The 17,661-nt window shown below is 71.1% G+C and carries 21 protein-coding genes; 7 read left to right on the forward strand and 14 right to left on the reverse strand.

Annotated features, from left to right (window positions below; translation table 11 throughout):
- Positions 1 to 61 precede the first annotated feature (61 nt).
- On the forward strand, positions 62 to 2,185 hold the full coding sequence (locus WG212_RS18125) for a M13-type metalloendopeptidase (protein ID WP_337188521.1): 2,124 nt from the start codon (positions 62 to 64) through the stop codon (positions 2,183 to 2,185).
- 46 nt (positions 2,186 to 2,231) lie between these two features.
- Here the strand turns inward: WG212_RS18125 and WG212_RS18130 are convergent, their stop codons facing one another.
- Complete coding sequence (locus WG212_RS18130) at positions 2,232 to 2,444, reverse strand: DUF6356 family protein (RefSeq protein ID WP_337188522.1); 213 nt, start codon at positions 2,442 to 2,444, stop codon at positions 2,232 to 2,234.
- Between the two features lie 243 nt (positions 2,445 to 2,687).
- Here WG212_RS18130 and WG212_RS18135 point away from each other — a divergent pair, with 243 nt between their 5' ends.
- A complete protein-coding gene (locus WG212_RS18135; protein WP_337188523.1) occupies positions 2,688 to 2,915 on the forward strand; it encodes a hypothetical protein in 228 nt (75 codons plus the stop codon).
- 279 nt (positions 2,916 to 3,194) lie between these two features.
- On the opposite strand, the gene WG212_RS18140 is transcribed toward WG212_RS18135, so the two are convergent.
- From WG212_RS18140 to WG212_RS18200, 13 genes are all read right to left on the reverse strand, one after another.
- Entirely contained in the window at positions 3,195 to 3,380 is a 186-nt protein-coding gene (locus WG212_RS18140) for a hypothetical protein (RefSeq protein ID WP_293380341.1), read from the reverse strand.
- Between the two features lie 130 nt (positions 3,381 to 3,510).
- Positions 3,511 to 4,884 (reverse strand): amidohydrolase family protein, encoded by a 1,374-nt coding sequence (locus WG212_RS18145; RefSeq protein ID WP_337188524.1) that lies wholly within the window; start codon positions 4,882 to 4,884, stop codon positions 3,511 to 3,513.
- Positions 4,881 to 5,900 (reverse strand): CoA transferase, encoded by a 1,020-nt coding sequence (locus WG212_RS18150; protein WP_337188525.1) that lies wholly within the window; start codon positions 5,898 to 5,900, stop codon positions 4,881 to 4,883. Before WG212_RS18150 ends, WG212_RS18145 begins: the two co-directional genes overlap by 4 nt.
- Entirely contained in the window at positions 5,897 to 6,865 is a 969-nt protein-coding gene (locus WG212_RS18155) for an enoyl-CoA hydratase/isomerase family protein (RefSeq protein ID WP_337188570.1), read from the reverse strand. Before WG212_RS18155 ends, WG212_RS18150 begins: the two co-directional genes overlap by 4 nt.
- 103 nt (positions 6,866 to 6,968) lie before the next feature.
- The gene (locus tag WG212_RS18160) at positions 6,969 to 8,471 is read right to left on the reverse strand and encodes a class I adenylate-forming enzyme family protein (RefSeq protein WP_337188526.1); all 1,503 of its coding nucleotides are present in this window, start codon (positions 8,469 to 8,471) and stop codon (positions 6,969 to 6,971) included.
- A 4-nt stretch (positions 8,472 to 8,475) separates the two neighbouring features.
- The gene (locus WG212_RS18165; RefSeq protein ID WP_337188527.1) at positions 8,476 to 8,784 is read right to left on the reverse strand and encodes a hypothetical protein; all 309 of its coding nucleotides are present in this window, start codon (positions 8,782 to 8,784) and stop codon (positions 8,476 to 8,478) included.
- An 87-nt stretch (positions 8,785 to 8,871) separates the two neighbouring features.
- On the reverse strand, positions 8,872 to 9,792 hold the full coding sequence (locus WG212_RS18170) for an FAD:protein FMN transferase (protein WP_337188528.1): 921 nt from the start codon (positions 9,790 to 9,792) through the stop codon (positions 8,872 to 8,874).
- A gap of 104 nt (positions 9,793 to 9,896) precedes the next feature.
- Positions 9,897 to 10,703, reverse strand: a complete 807-nt coding sequence (locus WG212_RS18175; RefSeq protein ID WP_337188529.1) for a DUF4198 domain-containing protein — start codon at positions 10,701 to 10,703, stop codon at positions 9,897 to 9,899.
- An 18-nt stretch (positions 10,704 to 10,721) separates the two neighbouring features.
- Positions 10,722 to 11,249 carry a DUF2271 domain-containing protein gene (locus WG212_RS18180; protein WP_337188530.1) on the reverse strand — a complete coding sequence of 176 codons (528 nt, stop codon included), beginning with the start codon at positions 11,247 to 11,249 and terminating at the stop codon, positions 10,722 to 10,724.
- A gap of 14 nt (positions 11,250 to 11,263) precedes the next feature.
- Positions 11,264 to 11,950 carry a PepSY-associated TM helix domain-containing protein gene (locus WG212_RS18185; RefSeq protein ID WP_337188531.1) on the reverse strand — a complete coding sequence of 229 codons (687 nt, stop codon included), beginning with the start codon at positions 11,948 to 11,950 and terminating at the stop codon, positions 11,264 to 11,266.
- A gap of 114 nt (positions 11,951 to 12,064) precedes the next feature.
- Entirely contained in the window at positions 12,065 to 12,355 is a 291-nt protein-coding gene (locus tag WG212_RS18190) for a hypothetical protein (protein ID WP_337188532.1), read from the reverse strand.
- Positions 12,356 to 12,476: 121 nt separating this feature from the next.
- On the reverse strand, positions 12,477 to 13,181 hold the full coding sequence (locus WG212_RS18195) for a molecular chaperone DjiA (RefSeq protein ID WP_337188571.1): 705 nt from the start codon (positions 13,179 to 13,181) through the stop codon (positions 12,477 to 12,479).
- A complete protein-coding gene (locus WG212_RS18200) occupies positions 13,120 to 13,320 on the reverse strand; it encodes a hypothetical protein (protein ID WP_337188533.1) in 201 nt (66 codons plus the stop codon). The genes WG212_RS18195 and WG212_RS18200 overlap by 62 nt, the downstream gene beginning before the upstream one ends.
- A 433-nt stretch (positions 13,321 to 13,753) precedes the next feature.
- Between WG212_RS18200 and WG212_RS18205 the strand changes: the two genes are divergently transcribed.
- The 5 genes from WG212_RS18205 (at position 13,754) to WG212_RS18225 (ending at position 17,558) form a co-directional block, all read left to right on the forward strand.
- Entirely contained in the window at positions 13,754 to 14,428 is a 675-nt protein-coding gene (locus WG212_RS18205) for a glutathione S-transferase family protein (RefSeq protein WP_337188534.1), read from the forward strand.
- Positions 14,367 to 15,344: a LysR family transcriptional regulator gene (locus tag WG212_RS18210; RefSeq protein WP_337188535.1), complete on the forward strand. Its 978-nt coding sequence runs from the start codon at positions 14,367 to 14,369 to the stop codon at positions 15,342 to 15,344. Before WG212_RS18205 ends, WG212_RS18210 begins: the two co-directional genes overlap by 62 nt.
- 245 nt (positions 15,345 to 15,589) lie before the next feature.
- Positions 15,590 to 16,129 carry a hypothetical protein gene (locus tag WG212_RS18215; RefSeq protein ID WP_337188536.1) on the forward strand — a complete coding sequence of 180 codons (540 nt, stop codon included), beginning with the start codon at positions 15,590 to 15,592 and terminating at the stop codon, positions 16,127 to 16,129.
- Positions 16,130 to 16,155: 26 nt separating this feature from the next.
- On the forward strand, positions 16,156 to 16,962 hold the full coding sequence (locus WG212_RS18220) for a PEPxxWA-CTERM sorting domain-containing protein (RefSeq protein ID WP_337188537.1): 807 nt from the start codon (positions 16,156 to 16,158) through the stop codon (positions 16,960 to 16,962).
- Positions 16,963 to 17,036: 74 nt separating this feature from the next.
- Complete coding sequence (locus tag WG212_RS18225) at positions 17,037 to 17,558, forward strand: hypothetical protein (protein ID WP_337188538.1); 522 nt, start codon at positions 17,037 to 17,039, stop codon at positions 17,556 to 17,558.
- The last annotated feature ends 103 nt before the right edge of the window (positions 17,559 to 17,661 follow it).

The following is a 17,661-nucleotide window of genomic DNA, read 5'->3' on the forward strand; positions in this document are numbered from 1 at the left end:
TCTTGCGCGGCCACGCCGCTTCCGATGCGGAACGGCCCGAATTGCTGTCGAGAAAAAGCCCATGATCTTCCGCAAACGCAAAATCCTGCTGTCGGCCGGCACAGCCGCCGCCCTCGCCTTCGCCGCCCAGAGCACGACGGCGCATGAGCGCGACTGCCTCGACGCGACGTGCGTTTCCCAAGCGTTGTTCGCCTCGGCCAATACTCCCGAGGGCGCCTCGACATCGCTGGAATCGCCCCGGTTCGGCGCCTGGGGCTTCGACATGTCGGGCATGGACCGCAGCGCGAAGCCCGGCGACGACTTCTACCGGTTCGCAAACGGCAAGTGGGCCGAGCGCACCGAGATCCCCTCCGACCGCACGCGGTTCGGAAACTTCGACATCCTGGGCCAGCTCTCCGAGAACCGGGTCCACGCCATCCTGCAGGAGGCCGCCGCCGGCCGCCTCGACGACCTCGACGCCGCCAAGATCGGCGCGGCCTTCACCGCCTTCATGGACGAGGCCCGGATCGAGAAGCTGGACGCCAAGCCGATCGCCGGCAGCCTGGACGAGATCCGCAAGGTGCGCAGCCGCGACCAGTTCACCGCCCTGATGGGCCGCGCCAATGCGACCGGCTTTTCCAGCATCCTGCCGGTCTACGTCACGATCGACGCCAAGAACCCCACCCGCTACGCGGTGGGGTCCACGACGGCCGGCCTGAGCCTGCCCGACCGCGACTACTACCTGCTGCCGGCCTTCGCCGAGAAGAAGGCCAAGTACCAGGCCTACGTCGAGCAGATGCTCACCATGATCGGCTGGCCCTCGCCGGCCGCCAACGCCAAGGCGATCGTCGCGTTCGAGACCAAGCTGGCCGAGGTGTCCTGGACCCGTGCGGAGAGGCGCGACCGCGACCGCACCTACAATCCCATGTCCCCGGCCGAGCTCAACGCCTTCACGCCGGGCTTCGACTGGAATCGCTACCTGACCGCGGCCGGCCTGCCGAAGGCCGACCGCATCGTGGTGTCCACCAAGTCGGCCTATCCGAAGTTCGCCGAGATCTACGCCGCCACGCCGGTGGAGACGCTCAAGGCCTGGCAGGCCTTCCGCGTGGCCGACGACGCGGCGCCCTACCTGTCCCGACGCTTCGTCGACGCCAATTTCGAGTTCCGCAACCGGACCCTGATGGACCAGCCCGAGCAGCGGCCGCGCTGGAAGCGGGCGGTCGCCTTCACCAATGGCGTGATCGGCGAGTCCGTGGGCCGCGTCTATGTCGCCCGCTATTTCCCGCCCGAGTCCAAGGCCAAGATGGACGAACTGGTCGTGAATGTGCGCTCGGCCATGCAGGCGCGGATCCAGAAGCTGCACTGGATGGGCCCAGAGACGAAGGAACGCGCCCTCGACAAGCTGGCCAAGTTCACGGTCAAGATCGGATATCCCGAGGAGTGGCGAGACTACTCGGACCTGCGCCTCGACCCGACCGACCTCGTCGGCAACGTCATCCGCTCGGCCGCCTACGAATGGCGCCGCGACGTGGATCGCCTCGACCAGCCGGTCGACAAGCGCGAGTGGGGCATGACGCCCCAGACGGTGAACGCCTACTACAACTTCGCCAACAACGAGATCGTCTTCCCGGCCGCCATCCTGCAGCCGCCGTTCTTCGATCCCGACGCCGACCCGGCCGTCAACTACGGCGGCATCGGCGGCGTCATCGGCCACGAGATCAGCCACGGCTTCGACGACCAGGGCCGCAAGTCCGACGGCGACGGCGTGCTGCGCGACTGGTGGACCGCCGAGGACAACGCCAAGTTCCAGGCCCAGGCCGCCCGCCTGGGCGCCCAGTACTCCGAGTTCGAGCCGCTGCCGGGCCTGCGCCTCAACGGCGCACTGTCCATGGGCGAGAACATCGGCGACATGGGCGGCCTGTCCCTGGGCTACGACGCCTATCTCGCTTCGCTGAAGGGCAGGCCCGCGCCGGTGATCGACGGCTTCACCGGACAGCAACGGGTGTTCCTCGGCTGGGCGCAGGTCTGGCGCGAGCGGATCCGTGACGAAGCCCTGCGCCAGCGGGTCGTCACCGGCCCGCATTCGCCGGCCTACTATCGCGTCAACGGCACGATCCGGAACCTGCCCGGCTGGTACGAGGCGTTCGCGATCCAGCCGGGCGACAAGCTCTATGTCGCGCCTGCCGACCGCGCGGACATCTGGTGATGCGCCTTGCTCGCCGGCGGCCCTCCCAGGCCGTCGGCGGGGTCCGTCAGTCCCGCGGCGCACGCTCCACGACCATCCGGTCGTGGAGGTCGCGCACCCGCCGGCTGGCCGAGGTCTGGAACGCGAACGGGAACAGGCCGTGCAGTACGCAGGCCGCCGCGGCGGCGGCCAGCGGCCCCGCGAAGCTCCAGGCCTTCGCAAGGTGCTCTCCGTAGGTCTCGCCCATCGCCTGCGGATGGTCGGTGAAGGCCCTGAACACGTGCTCCCCTCCGTCGGATCGCCAGACCCCAGGGTGACGCACGCCGTCGGGATTATCATCTCCGATGTTCCGGCCCGAGGTCCGTTCCGCGAGAACGCCATTCCTGGGGCGCCGCCAGCACGAGAACCGCATCCTCCCGGCGGGTGGGCGACGCCCGAGAGTTAAACATTCCTGAAAACGCTTCCGTAAGGCGCGCCGCCGGATCGTTGCCGAGGTCTTAACCCTCGCGCCTCGAGTTCTCACATGCAGTTCGTCGCCCTGCCCGTCGCCGGTTCCGGAGGCCGTGAGGTCCTGGTCAATCCGGAGCAGGTCGTCTGCATCCTCGACGCCGGCGAGCAACGGACCCAGATCGTCACGACCGGGCTCTCCACCGAGAGTTCCATCAGCATCGTGGTCGCCCTTGGCGTGCGGGAGGTGGGCCTCCGCCTCGGCGCCACGATCGTCCACGAACCCGCGGGGCATTCGGGCTAGCGCGGCCTCCGCGCCCCCGAACGGTCCGGGACCGCCCCCCGACCCGGAGCGACGCCCCCCGGGAGGGACGCCACCCGTCCCGGCGTCCCTCCCGACCCGGGCCTGCCTCAGGCGCAGGCCCCACCGGCTCGGCGACGATCATGGAGGAGGACGCCAACACCATCCGGGGTGACGGGCTGCCGATACGTCGGAAAAGCAAAGGGCCTCGGAGTGATCCGAGGCCCTTTGCTTTCTCCATGAAGGTCAGGGGCGGCGGCGCGCGCCCCGCACGGAGAACCGCTATCCCGCCCGTCGGCAGAGGTCGGCGACGAAACGCCCCTGGCTGAAGATCTCGACTTCCTCACAATCCGGATCGAGGGCGAGGAGCGCCTCCGCCTCCCGCACCGCGTCCTCGACCCCGCCCTGCACCGCGACCAGACCCGGCCAGGAAAGGTCCTGCCCCAAAGCACTCAGAACGAATTTCATGACGCCCCCCAAGCTCGGCCATACGTTATCCAAGCTTGGCCTTGGGGCCAACCCGAAGAACACCGTCCGACACAATCCGGCGCACGGCCCGCACCGGTGGCGAGGGTCGATGCTCCCCGTCTCCGGGGAGCTAGGCGCCGTGAACGGCGCGACCCCCGATCAGCGTCATCCGCACGGCCTCCGCCGAGGGTGCGGACAGGACCCGCCTCAGGGGACCGTCCAGCAGGACAAGGTCGGCCATAGCCCCGGCCGACAGCCGCCGCGCCTTTCCGCCGGGACAGCTCGCGCTGCCCAGGTACAGCTCCAGGGCGGCGCGCGCAGGCAGCGCCTCGGCCGGGCCCAGCGCGCGGCCTCCGGCTGTCCGCCGGTCACGGGCCGCCGCGATCCCCGCCCAGGGATCAGGCGCGGCATAGGGCGCATCCGAGCTGGCGGCCAGGGGCACGCCGGCCGCCCGCAAGCTGGCCAGGCGGTAGAGGTCTCCGCGGTCGGCCGGATCGGTCTCGCGCAGGTACCGGTCACCGCGCTCGCGGACGAAGGCCGGCTGGCTCACCACCGTCAGGCCCAGGTCGCGCAGGGTCGGGATGGCGTCCGCCGGGATCACGCTGCCGTGCTCGATCCGGTCGCCGGGCCGCGCGCCGGCGGTCGCGAACGCCGCCAGGGTCAACGCCAGCTCCGCCGCCGTGACGCAGTGAACGGCCACGGCGCGCCCGGACGCCCGCGCGGTCGCCATGCGCTGGATGAAGTCGTCCAGGTCGATCAGGTCGGCGTCGTCCAGCAGCACCTTCACGGGCCCCACGGCATAGGCGCCGTCGTCCTTCGCCGCGAGCGGTCCGCCGCTCATCAGGCAAAGGCGCTGCGGCAGATCGCCCACCCGATGCGCCCCGGCCAACCGGGCGGCGGCCGTGGCGTCGGTGGTGACGCTGGCGTCGGTCAGGCCGGTGACGCCCATCGCGGCCAGCCGAGCGCCCAGGGGCGCCAGCGGCGGCGGGTCCGACCCCAGTTTCGCCCGCAGCCAGGCGTCGCCGCGCCACAGGTGGCCCGCCGCACGGTCCAGCCCCGCCGGATCGTCGCCGGCCGGCAGGGCGTCGAGCGCACGGCTGTTCAGCGCCCACAGCGCCCCGGTCTGATGCTGCACCCGCACGGGCTGGTCCGGCGCCAGCCGGTCCAGCGTCGCGCGATCCAGGTCGCCCATCTGCGCCTCGTGCCACCCGATGGCGCGGAGCCAGCGCCCTGTCGGCCGCGCCGCGGTGGCCCCCGCGATCCGTCGCGCCAGTTCGCCGGGATCGTCGACGTCGGAAAGGTCCAGGGACGCGTCGCGCGCGGCCAGCGCCAGGATGTGGATGTGATGGTCCCACAGGCCGGGGATCAGCGCGCCGCCCCGGCCGTCGATCTCGTCGCGGGCGCGGGGCAGGCATTCGCCGACGGCGGCGATACGGCCGGCCTCGATCCGCACGTCCAGGCCCGCCCGCCCCTCGACCTCCACGTTGCGCAGGATCAGGCTCACGCCGCGCGCGCCAGGCCGCTGGCGACGGCCGCGGACGCCGCCGCGCCGGCCATCGACACCTCCAGGAACGCGGCCCGACCGTCCGCCAGGGCCTTCAGCGCGGCCGCCGCGGCCGCGAGCCCCGCGACGGGATCGGCCAAGGCGTCGCCGAGGAAGCAGGGCGCGTCGCCGACCCGGCCCACCAGCCCGCCCGCCGCCGACGCGTCGTCGCCGAACGCCACGCGCGCGCCCGCCTCGCCGGCCCATCCGTGACCCGTGATCGCCACCCAGACCAGGCCGGGGTTCGCCGCGAACAGGGCGTCCGCGTCCAGGCCCAGCGAGGGCAGCGCCCGCGGCCGCGCGCTGGTGATCAGGACATCGGCCCGGGCGATCCGGTCGCGCAGGATCGCCTGTCCCGCCGCGGTCGCCAGGTCCAGCACGAGGTCGGCCTTGGCCCCGTTCAGCGCCCGATGGAAGCCGGGCGTTGTCGCCCGCGTCGGGTCGGGCCGGCGCACGCTCTCCACCTTCGTCACGGCTCCGCCCGTGGCCGCCAGGATCGCGCCGCACAGCGGCCCCGCCCAGAGCGCCGAGAGGTCCACGACGCGGAGCCCGGCGCGCGCCGCCCGGCCGTCGCCTCGCCATATCGTCCTCACAGCGGGCGCGCCCGCCGCCTCGCCCACCCGACTGGCCGGCAGCCCGAGCAACGCCGCCCGCTCGACCAGCGCCGCGCACGGGTGTTCCGCCGCGTGCGCCTCGACCAGGTCCCAGGCGTCGCCCACATCCCCGGTCAGCAGCCAGGCCGGGATCAGGTCGTGGTCCTCGTCGCGCGCCAGGTTCAGCGCCATCCAGCCATCGGCGGCGCGCAGAAGGCGGCAGGCCCCGTTGGGCGAGACCCGGCCGCCCGGCGGCCCCAGGACCAGGTGGCCGGCCCGGTCCAGCACGCCCAGGTCCTGCGGCCGCACCCGGTCGCCCACACAGGCGCTCGCCCCCTCCACCTCGACGCAAAGCGCGTCCAGAGCCGGCTGGATCGCGCTCACGCCGCCACCTCGTCCACCAGCCGCCAGGCCACGGCCGTGGCCAGGTCGATCTCGGCGCCGGTCAGCGCCATCCAGCACGTCCGATGCCGGCCGATGCGCCGCGGGATCGTCACCGTGCCCCCGGCGCCCGGGATCAGCCCCATGCCCACCTCCGGAAGCCGGAAGAAGGCGCCCGGCCCCGCGGCGACGCGCGCCGCCGCCGCCGGAACCTCGATCCCGGCGCCCACGCAGGCGCCGTGGAGGCGGGCGGTCGCCCGTCCACCCAGCCGGTGCAGCGCCAGCGCCGGCGACCGCAGCGTGCGCACCAGATGCGCCAGGCCCGGATCCCCCGCGCGGCCGAACTCGTCCAGGTCGCCGCCCGCGCTGAACGCCGGCCCCTCTCCGCTCAGGGTCAGCGGCAGGGCGTCGGGATGATCGGCGGCGAAGGCCAGGGCCTCGGCCAGTTCGTCCCGCATCCGGGCGTCGAAGGCGTTGCGGGCGGCCGGGCGCGTCAGCCGGACGGCGATCTCGCGCCCCACCTCCACCCGCACCCGAAGCTGGCCGTCGTCGGGCCGGTCCCGCGCGGGGTTCGCGGCCCGCCAGGCCCCGAACCCGTCCGAAGCCAGCAGCATCGAATAGGCGAGGGACTCCATCGCCAGTGCGGTGTCGAAGGCGAGGTCCTCGCTTGCCCGCAGCACCTGTATCAGGGCCGCGGCGGCGGCCGGCTGCGCCGCGACGGCGGCCTCGAGTTCCGCAATCGCCGGATCCAGCCGCTGAGGCCTCACCGACACCCACGGCCGTGGCGCGGCCGCCGTCGTGGTCAGCAGGATGTCGAAGGCCTCCATCGGCCCGAAGGCCAGCGCGCCCTCGCGGTCCACACCGACCCGCACCACGCCGGGCCCGCGCTCGAACGGGTCCTGCGGGCCAAAGGGCTCGACGGCGACGCCGGCCCCGCCCAGGTCGATCAGGTCGGCGATGAGGGCCATGTCACGCACGGGACGGCGGATCCTGGAGGTCGAGCGTCGAGGCGTAGGCCCAAAGGCCCGCCACGGCAAATGCCGGAGCGTGATCCCGAGCGCCCGCGAACCCTCAGGCCGACGCCCGATCCCTGGCCATCTCGGCCTTCAACTGCCGGCGGAGAAGCTTGCCGGTGTCGTTGTACGGCAGCGCGTCGCGGAACGCCCAGACCTCGGGGACCTTGGTGGAGCGCAGCCGGGCCTTCACCCATTGGGCAAGCTCGTCGGTCGACGGCGCCGCGCCCTGGGGGACGATCGCCGCGGCCACGGTCTCGCCCCACTGGTCGTCGGGCACGCCCAGAACGGCAACATCGGCCACGCCCGGATGCTCGCGCAGGACGTCCTCGATCTCGCCCGGACTCATGTTCTCGCCGCCGCGCACGATCACGTCGTCCAGCCGGCCCTCCACGAAGAGGTAGCCTTCCTCGTCGATGAAGCCGCCGTCGTTGGTGGCGAACCAGCCCTCGTCGTCGATCACCTTCTTGCCGGCGTATTCACCCGAGACCTGCTCGCCGCGGACGTAGATCTCCCCCGGCTGGTTCGGCCCCACGACATTTCCATCGGGATCGCGGATCTCCACCTCCAGGCTGGGCAGCGGCTTGCCCACCGACCCCAGCCGGCGCTTGCCCGCGTCGTCGTCGGCATAGATCGCCATGCGGTGATCGTCCGGCCCCAGGATCGAGATGGTCGAGGACGTCTCGGTCAGCCCATAGGCGTTGGCGAAGTCCACGTGCGGCAGCAGGGCCAGCGCCCGCTCGATGACGGGCAGGGGCATGCGCCCGCCGCCATAGCTGATGGCCCGCATCTCCGGCAGGCTCTCCCCGGTCTTCTCCAGCACGTCGAGGATACGGCCCAGCATGGTGGGCACCACCATCGCGTGGGTGATCCCCTCGTCCGCCGCGGCCTGCACCCAGCCTTCGGGCGTGAAGGCGTCCAGGTGGACGATACGGCGGCCGGAGTAGACCCCGGTCAGCACGGCCGAGATCCCGGCGATATGATAGGGCGGCACGCTGACCAGCGCCGCCTCTCCCTCCTCCGAGCCCAGGAACTCCACCGTCGAGATCACATAGGAGGTCAGGTTGCGGTGGCGCAGGATCGCCGCCTTGGGCTCGCCCGTCGTGCCGCTGGTAAACAGGAGGACGGCGATGTCGTGATCCACGTCGAGGAACTGAGCGTCACAGTCGCCGTGGACCTTGCACGCCGCCTCGAAGGCGCTGCGGCTGACGATGGTCACGTCGTCCACCTGTCCCAGGCGCGGAACCATGTCGTCGTCGACCACGGCGGTCGAGGGCGCGGTGCGCGCCAGCAGCTTCCGGAGGTCGGCGTCGGGCAGGCGGTAGTTCAGCGGCGCGAACGGCCGCGCCAGCATCCCGGCGGCGAAAACGGCCACGGGCAGCGCCGGCCCGTTCAGGCCGACGAAGGCGACGTTCGTCCCGCCGAGCTGCTCCAGCCAGGCGGCGGCGTGGTGCGCCCGGCGTCGGGTCTCGGCGAAGGTCAGCCCCTCGGACCGCCGGCCCAGCGCCAACCGGTCCGGCGCGGCGTCGGCGATCATGTCGAGCAGGAGTGCCGTATGCATCGGATCAGTCCGAAGACGGCAGCTTCTTGGCCTCCTGGGCGCCGATGGCCCGGCCGTCCACCGACAGCGAACCCGCGCCCGCCTTCGAGCACAGGACCTCCAGCCCCGTATCGGCGTCGGTGTAACGCTTGCCGGCCGCCGAGCCGGCCGCGTGGTCGGCCGACGGCGACGCCGCCGGATCGCGCGCCTCGGCGTGCGGGATCATGGGCCGGCCGCCGCATTCGAGGCTGACGGGCGTCTTGGCCGGGCGGACCACCACGAACTCGGCCTCGCATACCGCGCTTCTCCAGCGCGAACCCGGCTTCAACTCCATCGCCTCGACTCCCTTTGATGTTTCGATCTCCTTAGAGCCTGTCGGCCCCGGAGGGAACCGGCTCCCCCTCCCGCGCGCGGGGCGCGGTCAGTCGAGAAGCCGGCGAAACGCGGGGGACAGGCGTTCGGCATGACCGTGCTCCGTGCGCAGCAGAAGCAGGGCCGCCACGTCGCGGTCCTCGGCAAAAGCCAGCGCGCGTTCAGACCCCATCACCATGAGGGCGGTGCAGAGGGCGTCGGCGTCCATGCAGCGTTCGTGGACGACGGTCACCGCCGCCACCCGCCCATCCACCGGCGCGCGGGTGGCGGGATCGAGCGTATGGCTGTAGCGGCGTCCGCCGGACTCGAAGGTGCGACGCCAGTCTCCCGAGGTGGCCACGCACAGTTCGTGCAGCGCGATCACGACGGGCGGCTCGTCCAGCGCGGCGTCCGAAGCCGCCTCCGGCGGACGTTCGACCTCCACCCACCAGGGTTCGCCGTCGCCCTTGACCCCGCGGCCGGACAACTCACCGCCGATCTCCAGGAGGGCGTCACGGACTCCCAGCTCCGCGAGCGCGCCCGCGGCGAGGTCGACGCCGTAGCCCTTGGCGATGCCCGAGAGGTCGAGCGACAGGCCGCCGGGCTGGAGGAGGCGCATCCCCGCCGCGTCGATCCCCAGGCCGCGCCAGCCGGCTTCCACCGCAGCGAGGGCCGTGACCGACGGGGGCCGGGCCACCGCGCCGGGCGGCCCGAACCCCCAGAGGTCGGTGAGGCGGCCGACGGCGGGATCGAACGCCCCGCCGCTCTCCTCGGCATGCCTCACCGCCGCGCGCACGATCGCCATCAGGTGCCCCCCCACGGGGACCCAGGCGCCGGCGGGCGCGCGGTTGAACCGGGCGATCTCGCTCTCCGGCTCCCAGGTGCTGGCGGCCGCCACCACGGCGTCGCACGCACTCCGGACAGCGGCCGCGATGGCCGCATCCGGCAGGCCGGCGGGCGCCCGGGCGCGCAGGCGCCACGTGACGCCCATGGTCGGCCCCTCGAGCACGACGTCGCGACCCTCGCGGGGCCGCGCCGTTTCGCGGCCGAGGACCCGTGGGACGGCGATACGCCGCGGAGCCGCCGGCTCGGGGGTCAATCCGGCAGCACCTCGAGCGTGGCCACATAGCCCGAGCTCTTGCGCGCGCCCGAAGCGTCGGCGCCCTGCACCGTCGCTTCCAGCCACCACAGGCCGGCTTCGGGCCAAGTCACCTCGAACACCCCGTCGGCGCCCGTGGTCACCTTCAGCTCGGGCCCCTTCTCGCGATAGCGGACGCCGCCCAGCACGATCTCCACCTCGACTCCCGCGGCCGGCTTGCCGTCGGACAGCAGGCGGAAGCGCGCCTTCTCGCTCGCCACCAGGTCGTTGGGATGGGTGATCGGCTCCAGCTCCAGGCCCTTGCCTTCAGCCTTCAGGGCCGTGGTGTTGGGCGCGCCGGCCGTGACGAAGGTCTCGACCCGGCGGCTGCTGTAGGTGACCTGGACCTCGGTCGCGTCCTTGGGCAGCGCGGTCGTCAGTTGGCCCACCGGCCCGCGCCAGCGCTTGGTCTCGCCGCCCTGCTTGTAGGACGCCATCGCGCTCTCCGAGACATTGGCGATCTTGTAGGTGCCCGGATTGGCGAGCTGCACATCGAAGGTCGAGCGGTACTTGCCGGTAGCCCCGTTCTGGATCGCCACGGGCGCGCCGTCGGGACCGACGGCCTTCACCCCTTCCAGGCGCATGGGCACATGGTCGGCGTAGAACAGGGTGTTGGAGACCGCGCCGTCCACCGTGACCCAGGGCTGGGCGCCGGAAAGGACGGTGGCGGACGGGGCCAGCCAGGAGCGGTGCGCCTGGGCGGCGGTGGGAGCCAGGGCGACGCCCAGAAGGGCGGCCACGGCGGCGAAGCGGAGCGCGGACATCGGCATTTCTCCAGAGGATCAGGGTTTTGCGGTGACGACGACGGCGCCGAGCTCGGCCGTCCCGGCGGCCTGGGCCGGACGGGCGGGCCCTTTGGGCGGCCAGGTGAACGGGACCCGAACGACCTCGCGGCCGCCCACTTCGCGGGACGCTTCGACCACGAGGGCGTACTGGCCGGGCGCGAGGCCCGCGACCTGGGCGCCGGAGAACGTCACCTGATGCTTGCCCGGAGCCTTGGTGGGGCCGCTGATCCCGTCAGCCGGCATCGTCAGGCTGCGGCCGGCCTTGCGCCACCACTGGCGCATGTCCTTCAGCCAGGTGTTCCCCTCGTTGTTCTTCAGCTTGATGTCGTACCAGACGGCCAGGGTCTTCACCGCCGCCTGATCGGCGTTCTCGATCCAGAGCGCCACATACGGCCGGTGATACTCGGCGACCGACAGGCGCGGGATCTCGACGCTGACCGAGAGCTCGGCGGCGTTCGCCGCAGCCGGCGCGGCCGCCAGGCCCGAGGCGGCGGCGAACAGGGTCCAGGACGGCTTCACGCGCATACGCAACGCACTCCTCAGTGGATCAGGAACAGGATCAGAAGAACAGGGATCACCACGCCCAGGCCCACCAGCGGCCAGGTGGACTTCCGCGCATGGGCGTGGAGCTGGAGCAGGATCAGGCCGGTGATGCAGAAGACGAGGCAGCCCACCGAGAAGACGTCGATGAACCAGCTCCAGGCCGGCCCCGTATTGCGCCCCTTGTGCAGGTCGTTGAGGTAGGCGACGAGGCCGCGATCGGTCCGCTCGTAGGCGACCGCGCCGCTCTCCGTCTCCAGCGTGACCCATCCGTCCGACCCCGGCCCCGGCAGGGCGACGTAGGCCTCGCCGGGCGACCATTCCACGGGACCGGCCGGAGCCTTGACCTGCAGGCCCTCGGCCAGCCAGCGGCGAACCGATTCGGGCAGTTCGCCGCCGGCGGCCTCGGCGGCCTTGAGCGCCGGCCGAAGCTCGGCCGGCAGCTCGCCGTCGCGGGTGATGGTCCGGGGTTCGGCCTTGATGTCGCCGGCATGGTTCAGCGTGATGCCCGTCGCCGCGAACAGGATCATGCCCACCAGGCAGATGGCGGCGCTGATCCAGTGCCAGCGCATCACCTGGCGCAGGAAAGCGGCGCGCCGCTGCGCGCGCTTCTTCGCCCGCGCACGCTCGGCGGCGGCGGCTTCGGGGTTCGGTGCGGAAAGTTCGGCGGGTGGCGCGGCGTTCACAGCGAAAAACCGGCCAGACCGCCGGACTAATTAAGAACGCCTCGCATTATCATGCCGGTCGCGTCAAGCAAGCACTCTTATGGGAATTCCGGCGACGCGGAGGCTCCGTGCGACCTATCGGCGCTCGTTCCAGCCATAGGCGACCCAGTGATGCCCGCCCTGGTGTCGAGCCTCGATCACGTCGCTGGCGCGGCGGCGGGCCCGCACATTGCGCCTCGCACGCATCGCCAGGGCGGTGAACCCGAGCAGCGCCGAGGCCATCACGGCGATCACCGCGACCGTGGCGGCCGCGAAGACCGCAAGGATCGCGCCCACGATCACGGCGGCGGTCGTGGCGAGGGCGGCGCCCACGGCCGCCAGGCTCCGAAGGGCCGATCCCTGGTTCGCGGGGTAGTCCTTGACCATTTCAGCTCCTCGCGGCGGGCCTGCGCCAATCCGTGAAAGACGTATGTCAGCACACTGACCCGGATCGTCAACCGCACATGTGTCGGAAACACGACCGCGACGCCTATGCCGCACCGGCGGCCTATGCCACGTCGACGGAGAGCGACCGACGCTCGCGTGCGATCTGATCGTAGGCGGCGTTGATGGCCGCCGCCTTGGCCTCGGCCACCTCGATGAACTCGGCGGGCAACCCCCTGGATCGCGCTCGGTCGGGGTGGGCCTCGGAGAGCTGGGCGCGCCAGGCCTCCCGGACCTCGGCGTCGGACGCGTCCGCAGCCACCCCCAGGATCACGTAGGGATCGTCGTTCGCCGCGCCCAGGTGGGTGGCCTTCAGCCGCCGGACGGTCAGGGGCGAGAGGCCGAACAGCTCTCCGACCCGTTCGAGATAGGCCAGCTCGTCGGCGGTCACCACGCCGTCCGAAGCCGCGATGTGGAACAGGCCGTCCAGCACATCCTCCAGCACCTGCGGGCAGGTCCCGTAGCGTTTGCGCAGCCGTCGCGCGTAGCCTTCGAACCCGCGCGTCGTCTGGCGGGCCAACTGGTACAGGCGGCGGATGTTGCCCTCGCTGCCCGGCTCGGCCTGGAAGACGGCGTGGAAGGTGTCGTATTCCGAGGACTGGGCCTGCCCGTCGGCCTTGGCCAGCTTGGCGCCCAGCGCCGTCACCGCCGTGGAGAACGCGGGATCTTCGCCGGGCAGGCCGGGGGGACAGACATCGCAGTCCGCCTCATCGACCTTGCGCGCCGCCAGGCCGGCTATCTTGCGCCAGAAGGAAGAAGCCGGTTTCAGGACGTCTCTCCTCGTTCCATTTTATAAGAAAATTCAATGCTGTATTGCGCAGCAGGTTTCCAACGTGTTTCTGCGGATCGCCCCAAGCAACGGGCGATTTGTAGGTCGAGTTGTAGGACGCGGTGATGACGAAAGCCACCGTGAGGGACAAGGAAGCCAGGGGATTCAAGCCGTACGTGAACGCAACGGGCGTCCTCGTTCGCCGCCTCTCAGTTGGCGGCCTGTCCTTCGAAATCACCGTGGCGCGCCATCGTCACGTCATTCACCGGTTCCGGTGGCAAGGAAAAGGCGCCAAGCGCCGTGCCCGGCACATACCTCGATGAGATGAGCTCGCTGACGCTCGAGCCGCGCGTGGCGTGGCCAAGGATTCGTCGTGCATTTCAGATCTCGTAGCGCCCGACGGGGCCAGCGTTGCACCAGCAAGAGACGTTCGGAGCTCCTCGGAAAGCCGACATTCGCAAGACGCTCAACGGTACGCCGGTCTGCAGCCGTGCAGACGCGTCGGCAGGCTTCGACATTGTCCGCAAGGCCGCCCGGCACGTAGGGTCGCGCCACCTCCAGCGGAGCTTCCCATGCGCCTCTACTACGACCCCCTGTCCACGTCGTCCCGGCCGATCCTCATGTTCGCCGAGGAACACGCGGTGCCGCTGGAACTCGAGCTCGTGTCGCTGATTGAGGGGGCGCAGAAGGCCCCCGCCTACCTGGCGCTGAACCCGAACGGCACGATCCCCCTCCTGGAGGACGGCGATCTGCAACTGATCGAAAGCTCCGCCATCCTGAAGTATCTCGCCGACAAGGTCGGATCGCCCGCCTATCCCCTGGACCTGAAGACGCGGGCGCGGATCAACGCCGCCATGGACTGGCTTTTCGGTTTCCATTCGGCGTTCGGGCTGGGGTTCGTCTATCCACAGATGCTCCCGCAATATCGTCTCGACGACCCCGCCCAGCAGGCGCTCGTCCTGGAGCAAGGCCTGGCGGCGACGGAGCGGCGGCTCGACGTGCTGGACGCCCATATGATCGGGCCGAACCGCAACTACTGCTGCGGACCGGAGCTGACGCTCGCAGACTACATGGGCGGCTCGATCTTCGCCTTGGCGGACGCTATCGGGTTCGACCTGTCGCCCTGGCCCAATGTCGCGCGGTGGGTCGCCACGCTGAAGGGGCGTCCCAGCTGGGTGAGCGCGCATGCCGGGTTCCGGCAGATGTTCGGCCAGGGGCCAGCCCAGCGCGCTGGCGGACAGGCTTAGCCATACGGTTGCGACGGCTCCCCCCTGGCCGCAGACTGGGCGGATGTGGGATGATCTGAAAGTCTTCCTGGCGGTCGCGCGCGAGGGTACGACGCTCGGGGCGGCGCGGACGCTGGGCCTCAACCAGACGACCTGCGCGCGACGCGTCGCGGCGCTGGAGGAGGCGCTGGGCGCCAAGCTCTTCGAACGGCACGCCGCGGGATACAGGCTGCTTCCGCTCGGCGAACGCATCCTGCCCGCCGTCGAAACCATGGCTCAGGAAGCCAAGTCCGTCCTGCAGATCGTCGCGGGCGACGCGCGGGAAACCGCCAAGACCGTACGGCTGACCACGGCGGACGGGATGATGGAACTCTTCATCAGCCCCGCGATGCCAGCCTTCCACAAGCTGCATCCGAACGTCGACGTCGAGATTCTGATCGACAACCGGCATTTCGATCTGACCCGCGGCGAGGCGGACTTCGCGATCCGCCCCGGGCCGCCGCCCACGGATCCCACCCTGGTCGCGCGCAAGGTCGGCCAGATGGGATGGGCCATCTACGCCAGCAAGGCCTATATCGCAGGTCGTGGGGCGCCGGCCTCGCTCGCCGAGATGGCGGGCCACGACGTCGTGGCTTTCACCCACACCCAGCTGTTCCTGGAGGGCGTCGTCCCCCCGAGCGCCATCCGCTACAAGGCGAACTCGGCGCAGGGGATAGCCCAGACGCTGACGGCCGGCCTGGGGGTAGGCGGCCTCCCCTGCATGCTCGGTGATCGCGATGCAAACCTGGTGCGATGCTTCGACCTCCCCATCACCACCTGGATGTGGCTGGTCTATCCTGAGCGCCTGCGTAGCGAACCGCACATTCGCGCCCTTTCGGACATCCTCGCGGCGCATATCTCGACGCTGCGGCCCATGCTGGCAGGCGTCCGAACCTAGCGATCGCCGATCCGGACGGTTCGGCGTTCCTGCAGACGCCTCCGCGTAACTTCGGATGGAGCGAAGCGCGCGGCAAAGCTAAACCGTGACTGTCCCGAGCGACGGCGGCCTGCTTCGCGCCTCGACGGGACACCTCGGCCGGTGAGCCGAGCGCCATGCCCTGGTCGGGAAGCAAGGCCCGGGGACGGCATGTGCAATTCCCACTCCAGCTTCCCCGAAGCTGCGCCCAGAGTCCGGAGCATTCCATGTTCGCCCACGCCCTCATCGGCGCGACTTGCGCCGTCGCCATGACCTGCGCGCCCGCCAAGGCGACCGCAGGCGAGAGTTCAGTCGCCGCCGGCTCCCCGACCGCACCTGCCGACACCTCCGCCCACGCCCGCGCGGCGGCGGGCCCGGGCGCCTTCACCGCCATCGGCGACATCGGCGCGTTCCGCCTCGACGGCATGCGGCGCGGCGTGCAGGCCGGGCTTCCCGTTCGCTTTCTGGATTTCACGCTGAAGAACACCGGCGCCACGCCCACCTTCCCGCGGACCCTTCAACGGGTCTGGTGGCAGGGCCGCGCCTCGGGCCAGACGGCGCAGCCGTTGCGCCGGGACGGCTCGCACTTCGGCATGCACGACCAGACCATCGGCCCCGGCCTGACGATCGCCGTGACCTACGCCATACCGGACCGCGGGGACGTCGAGGGCGTCACCCTGTCTTACCCGTACGCCACGCCGGCGGCGCCCAATCGCGTCCTGACCTGGCGCCATCTCGCCGAGGCCATCGGCGAAACCACGCCCTGAACTGATCAAGCACGAAGGAAACGATCATGACCACGCACCTTTGCGGCGGCGCACTGGCGCTTGCCTTGCTCACCGCCCTTGGAGGGCAGGCGGAAGCTGCCGTCGTGCTCACCGGCGACGGCGTCCACGCCAACAACTTCGACACGCTCGCCAACTCCGGCCAGAGCACCGGGGGATTGGCGGGTTGGGAGTTCCTGGAACTCGGGACCTCGGGAAACGACAGCTACTTTGCGACGAACGGCGCCGAGAACAGCGGCAACACCTTCAGCCTGGGGCAGGTCGGCGCGAGCGATCGCGCCTTCGGCGGCCTTACGCACAACACCACGGGCGTGCTCCAACCGATGATCGGCGTGCAGCTGGTCAATCTGACAGGAAAGACCATCACCGGCTTCACGGTCAGCTATGTTGGCGAGCAGTGGCGCCTGGGACAGACGGGACGCGGCGCCGACCGCATGGACTTCGCCTATCGCCTCGGCGCCGGAGCCTTGGACACAGGTGTCTTCACCGATGTCGACGCGCTCGACTTCGTGGCGCCGAACACGACCGGCGCCCAGATTCGGGACGGCAACGCCGCGGCGAACCGCGTCCTCGTGAACGGCGCCATCACGGGGCTGAACATCGCGCACGGCGACGTGCTCACCTTGCGATGGGCGGATTTCGACGTGCGGCTCGGCAGCGGCCAGGCGGCAGACGACGCCCTGGGGATCGACGACTTCATCTTCACCCCGACGCTCGCCGCCGTGCCCGAGCCTGCCGCCTGGGCGATGATGATCTGCGGTTTCGGCGTCGCGGGTTCGGTGCTGCGCCGCCGCAGGGGCGTCTCCGCCGTCTAGCGGGCCGCGCGGGCCGGCCGTCCCGCGACCCATTCCCACCCCTTCCAATCCCTGACCTGATCGGAGCCGATCGAATGCGGCTGAACCTTGCGCCCGTACTGGTCGCCACCCTCTCCCTCATCGCGTCTGACGCCTGGTCCCAAACTCAAGCCGAGCGGATGACGGCCGCCGCCCGGCAACTTCGCGATACCGCGGAACAGCACAAGGCGACCCTCGCCCCCGAGGCCCGCGCCGAGATGCTCCGCCAGGCCGATGAGATGGAGAAAGGGGTCCGCGCAGGCGCCCACGTCGCCTACGACGCCCTGCCCGAACCCCCGTCTCTCGCGGAGGCGCTGATGGGCGAGCACGGCCAGCTGGAGTGGCTGACACCGAACGGCGCCTGCGCGGGCTACACGCTGGCGAACTTCGACCGGTTCCGCTTCTCGCCGCAGATCAACGACCGCGACACCCACTGCCGCAACGCCTACGGCCACTACGCCGCCTATCTGCGACGCGCCCTGGACCCGGCAGGCGCCGAGGACGCTGCTCAGTCGCTGTTCTACTACGACGCCGCCGCACGACGCGCCGCCGGCATGCCCCGGCGCGCTGTGCGATAGGTTGCCACGGCAAGTCGACGACGAGACAGCTCAGACCGCCCCGCGGGTTGCGCGCTTCGACTCAGCACCAGACACGGTCGCTTGGGACTGACCCACCTAGGGA

It is taken from the genome of Phenylobacterium sp. (assembly GCF_037189685.1).
Taxonomy (GTDB): Bacteria; Pseudomonadota; Alphaproteobacteria; order Caulobacterales; family Caulobacteraceae; genus Phenylobacterium.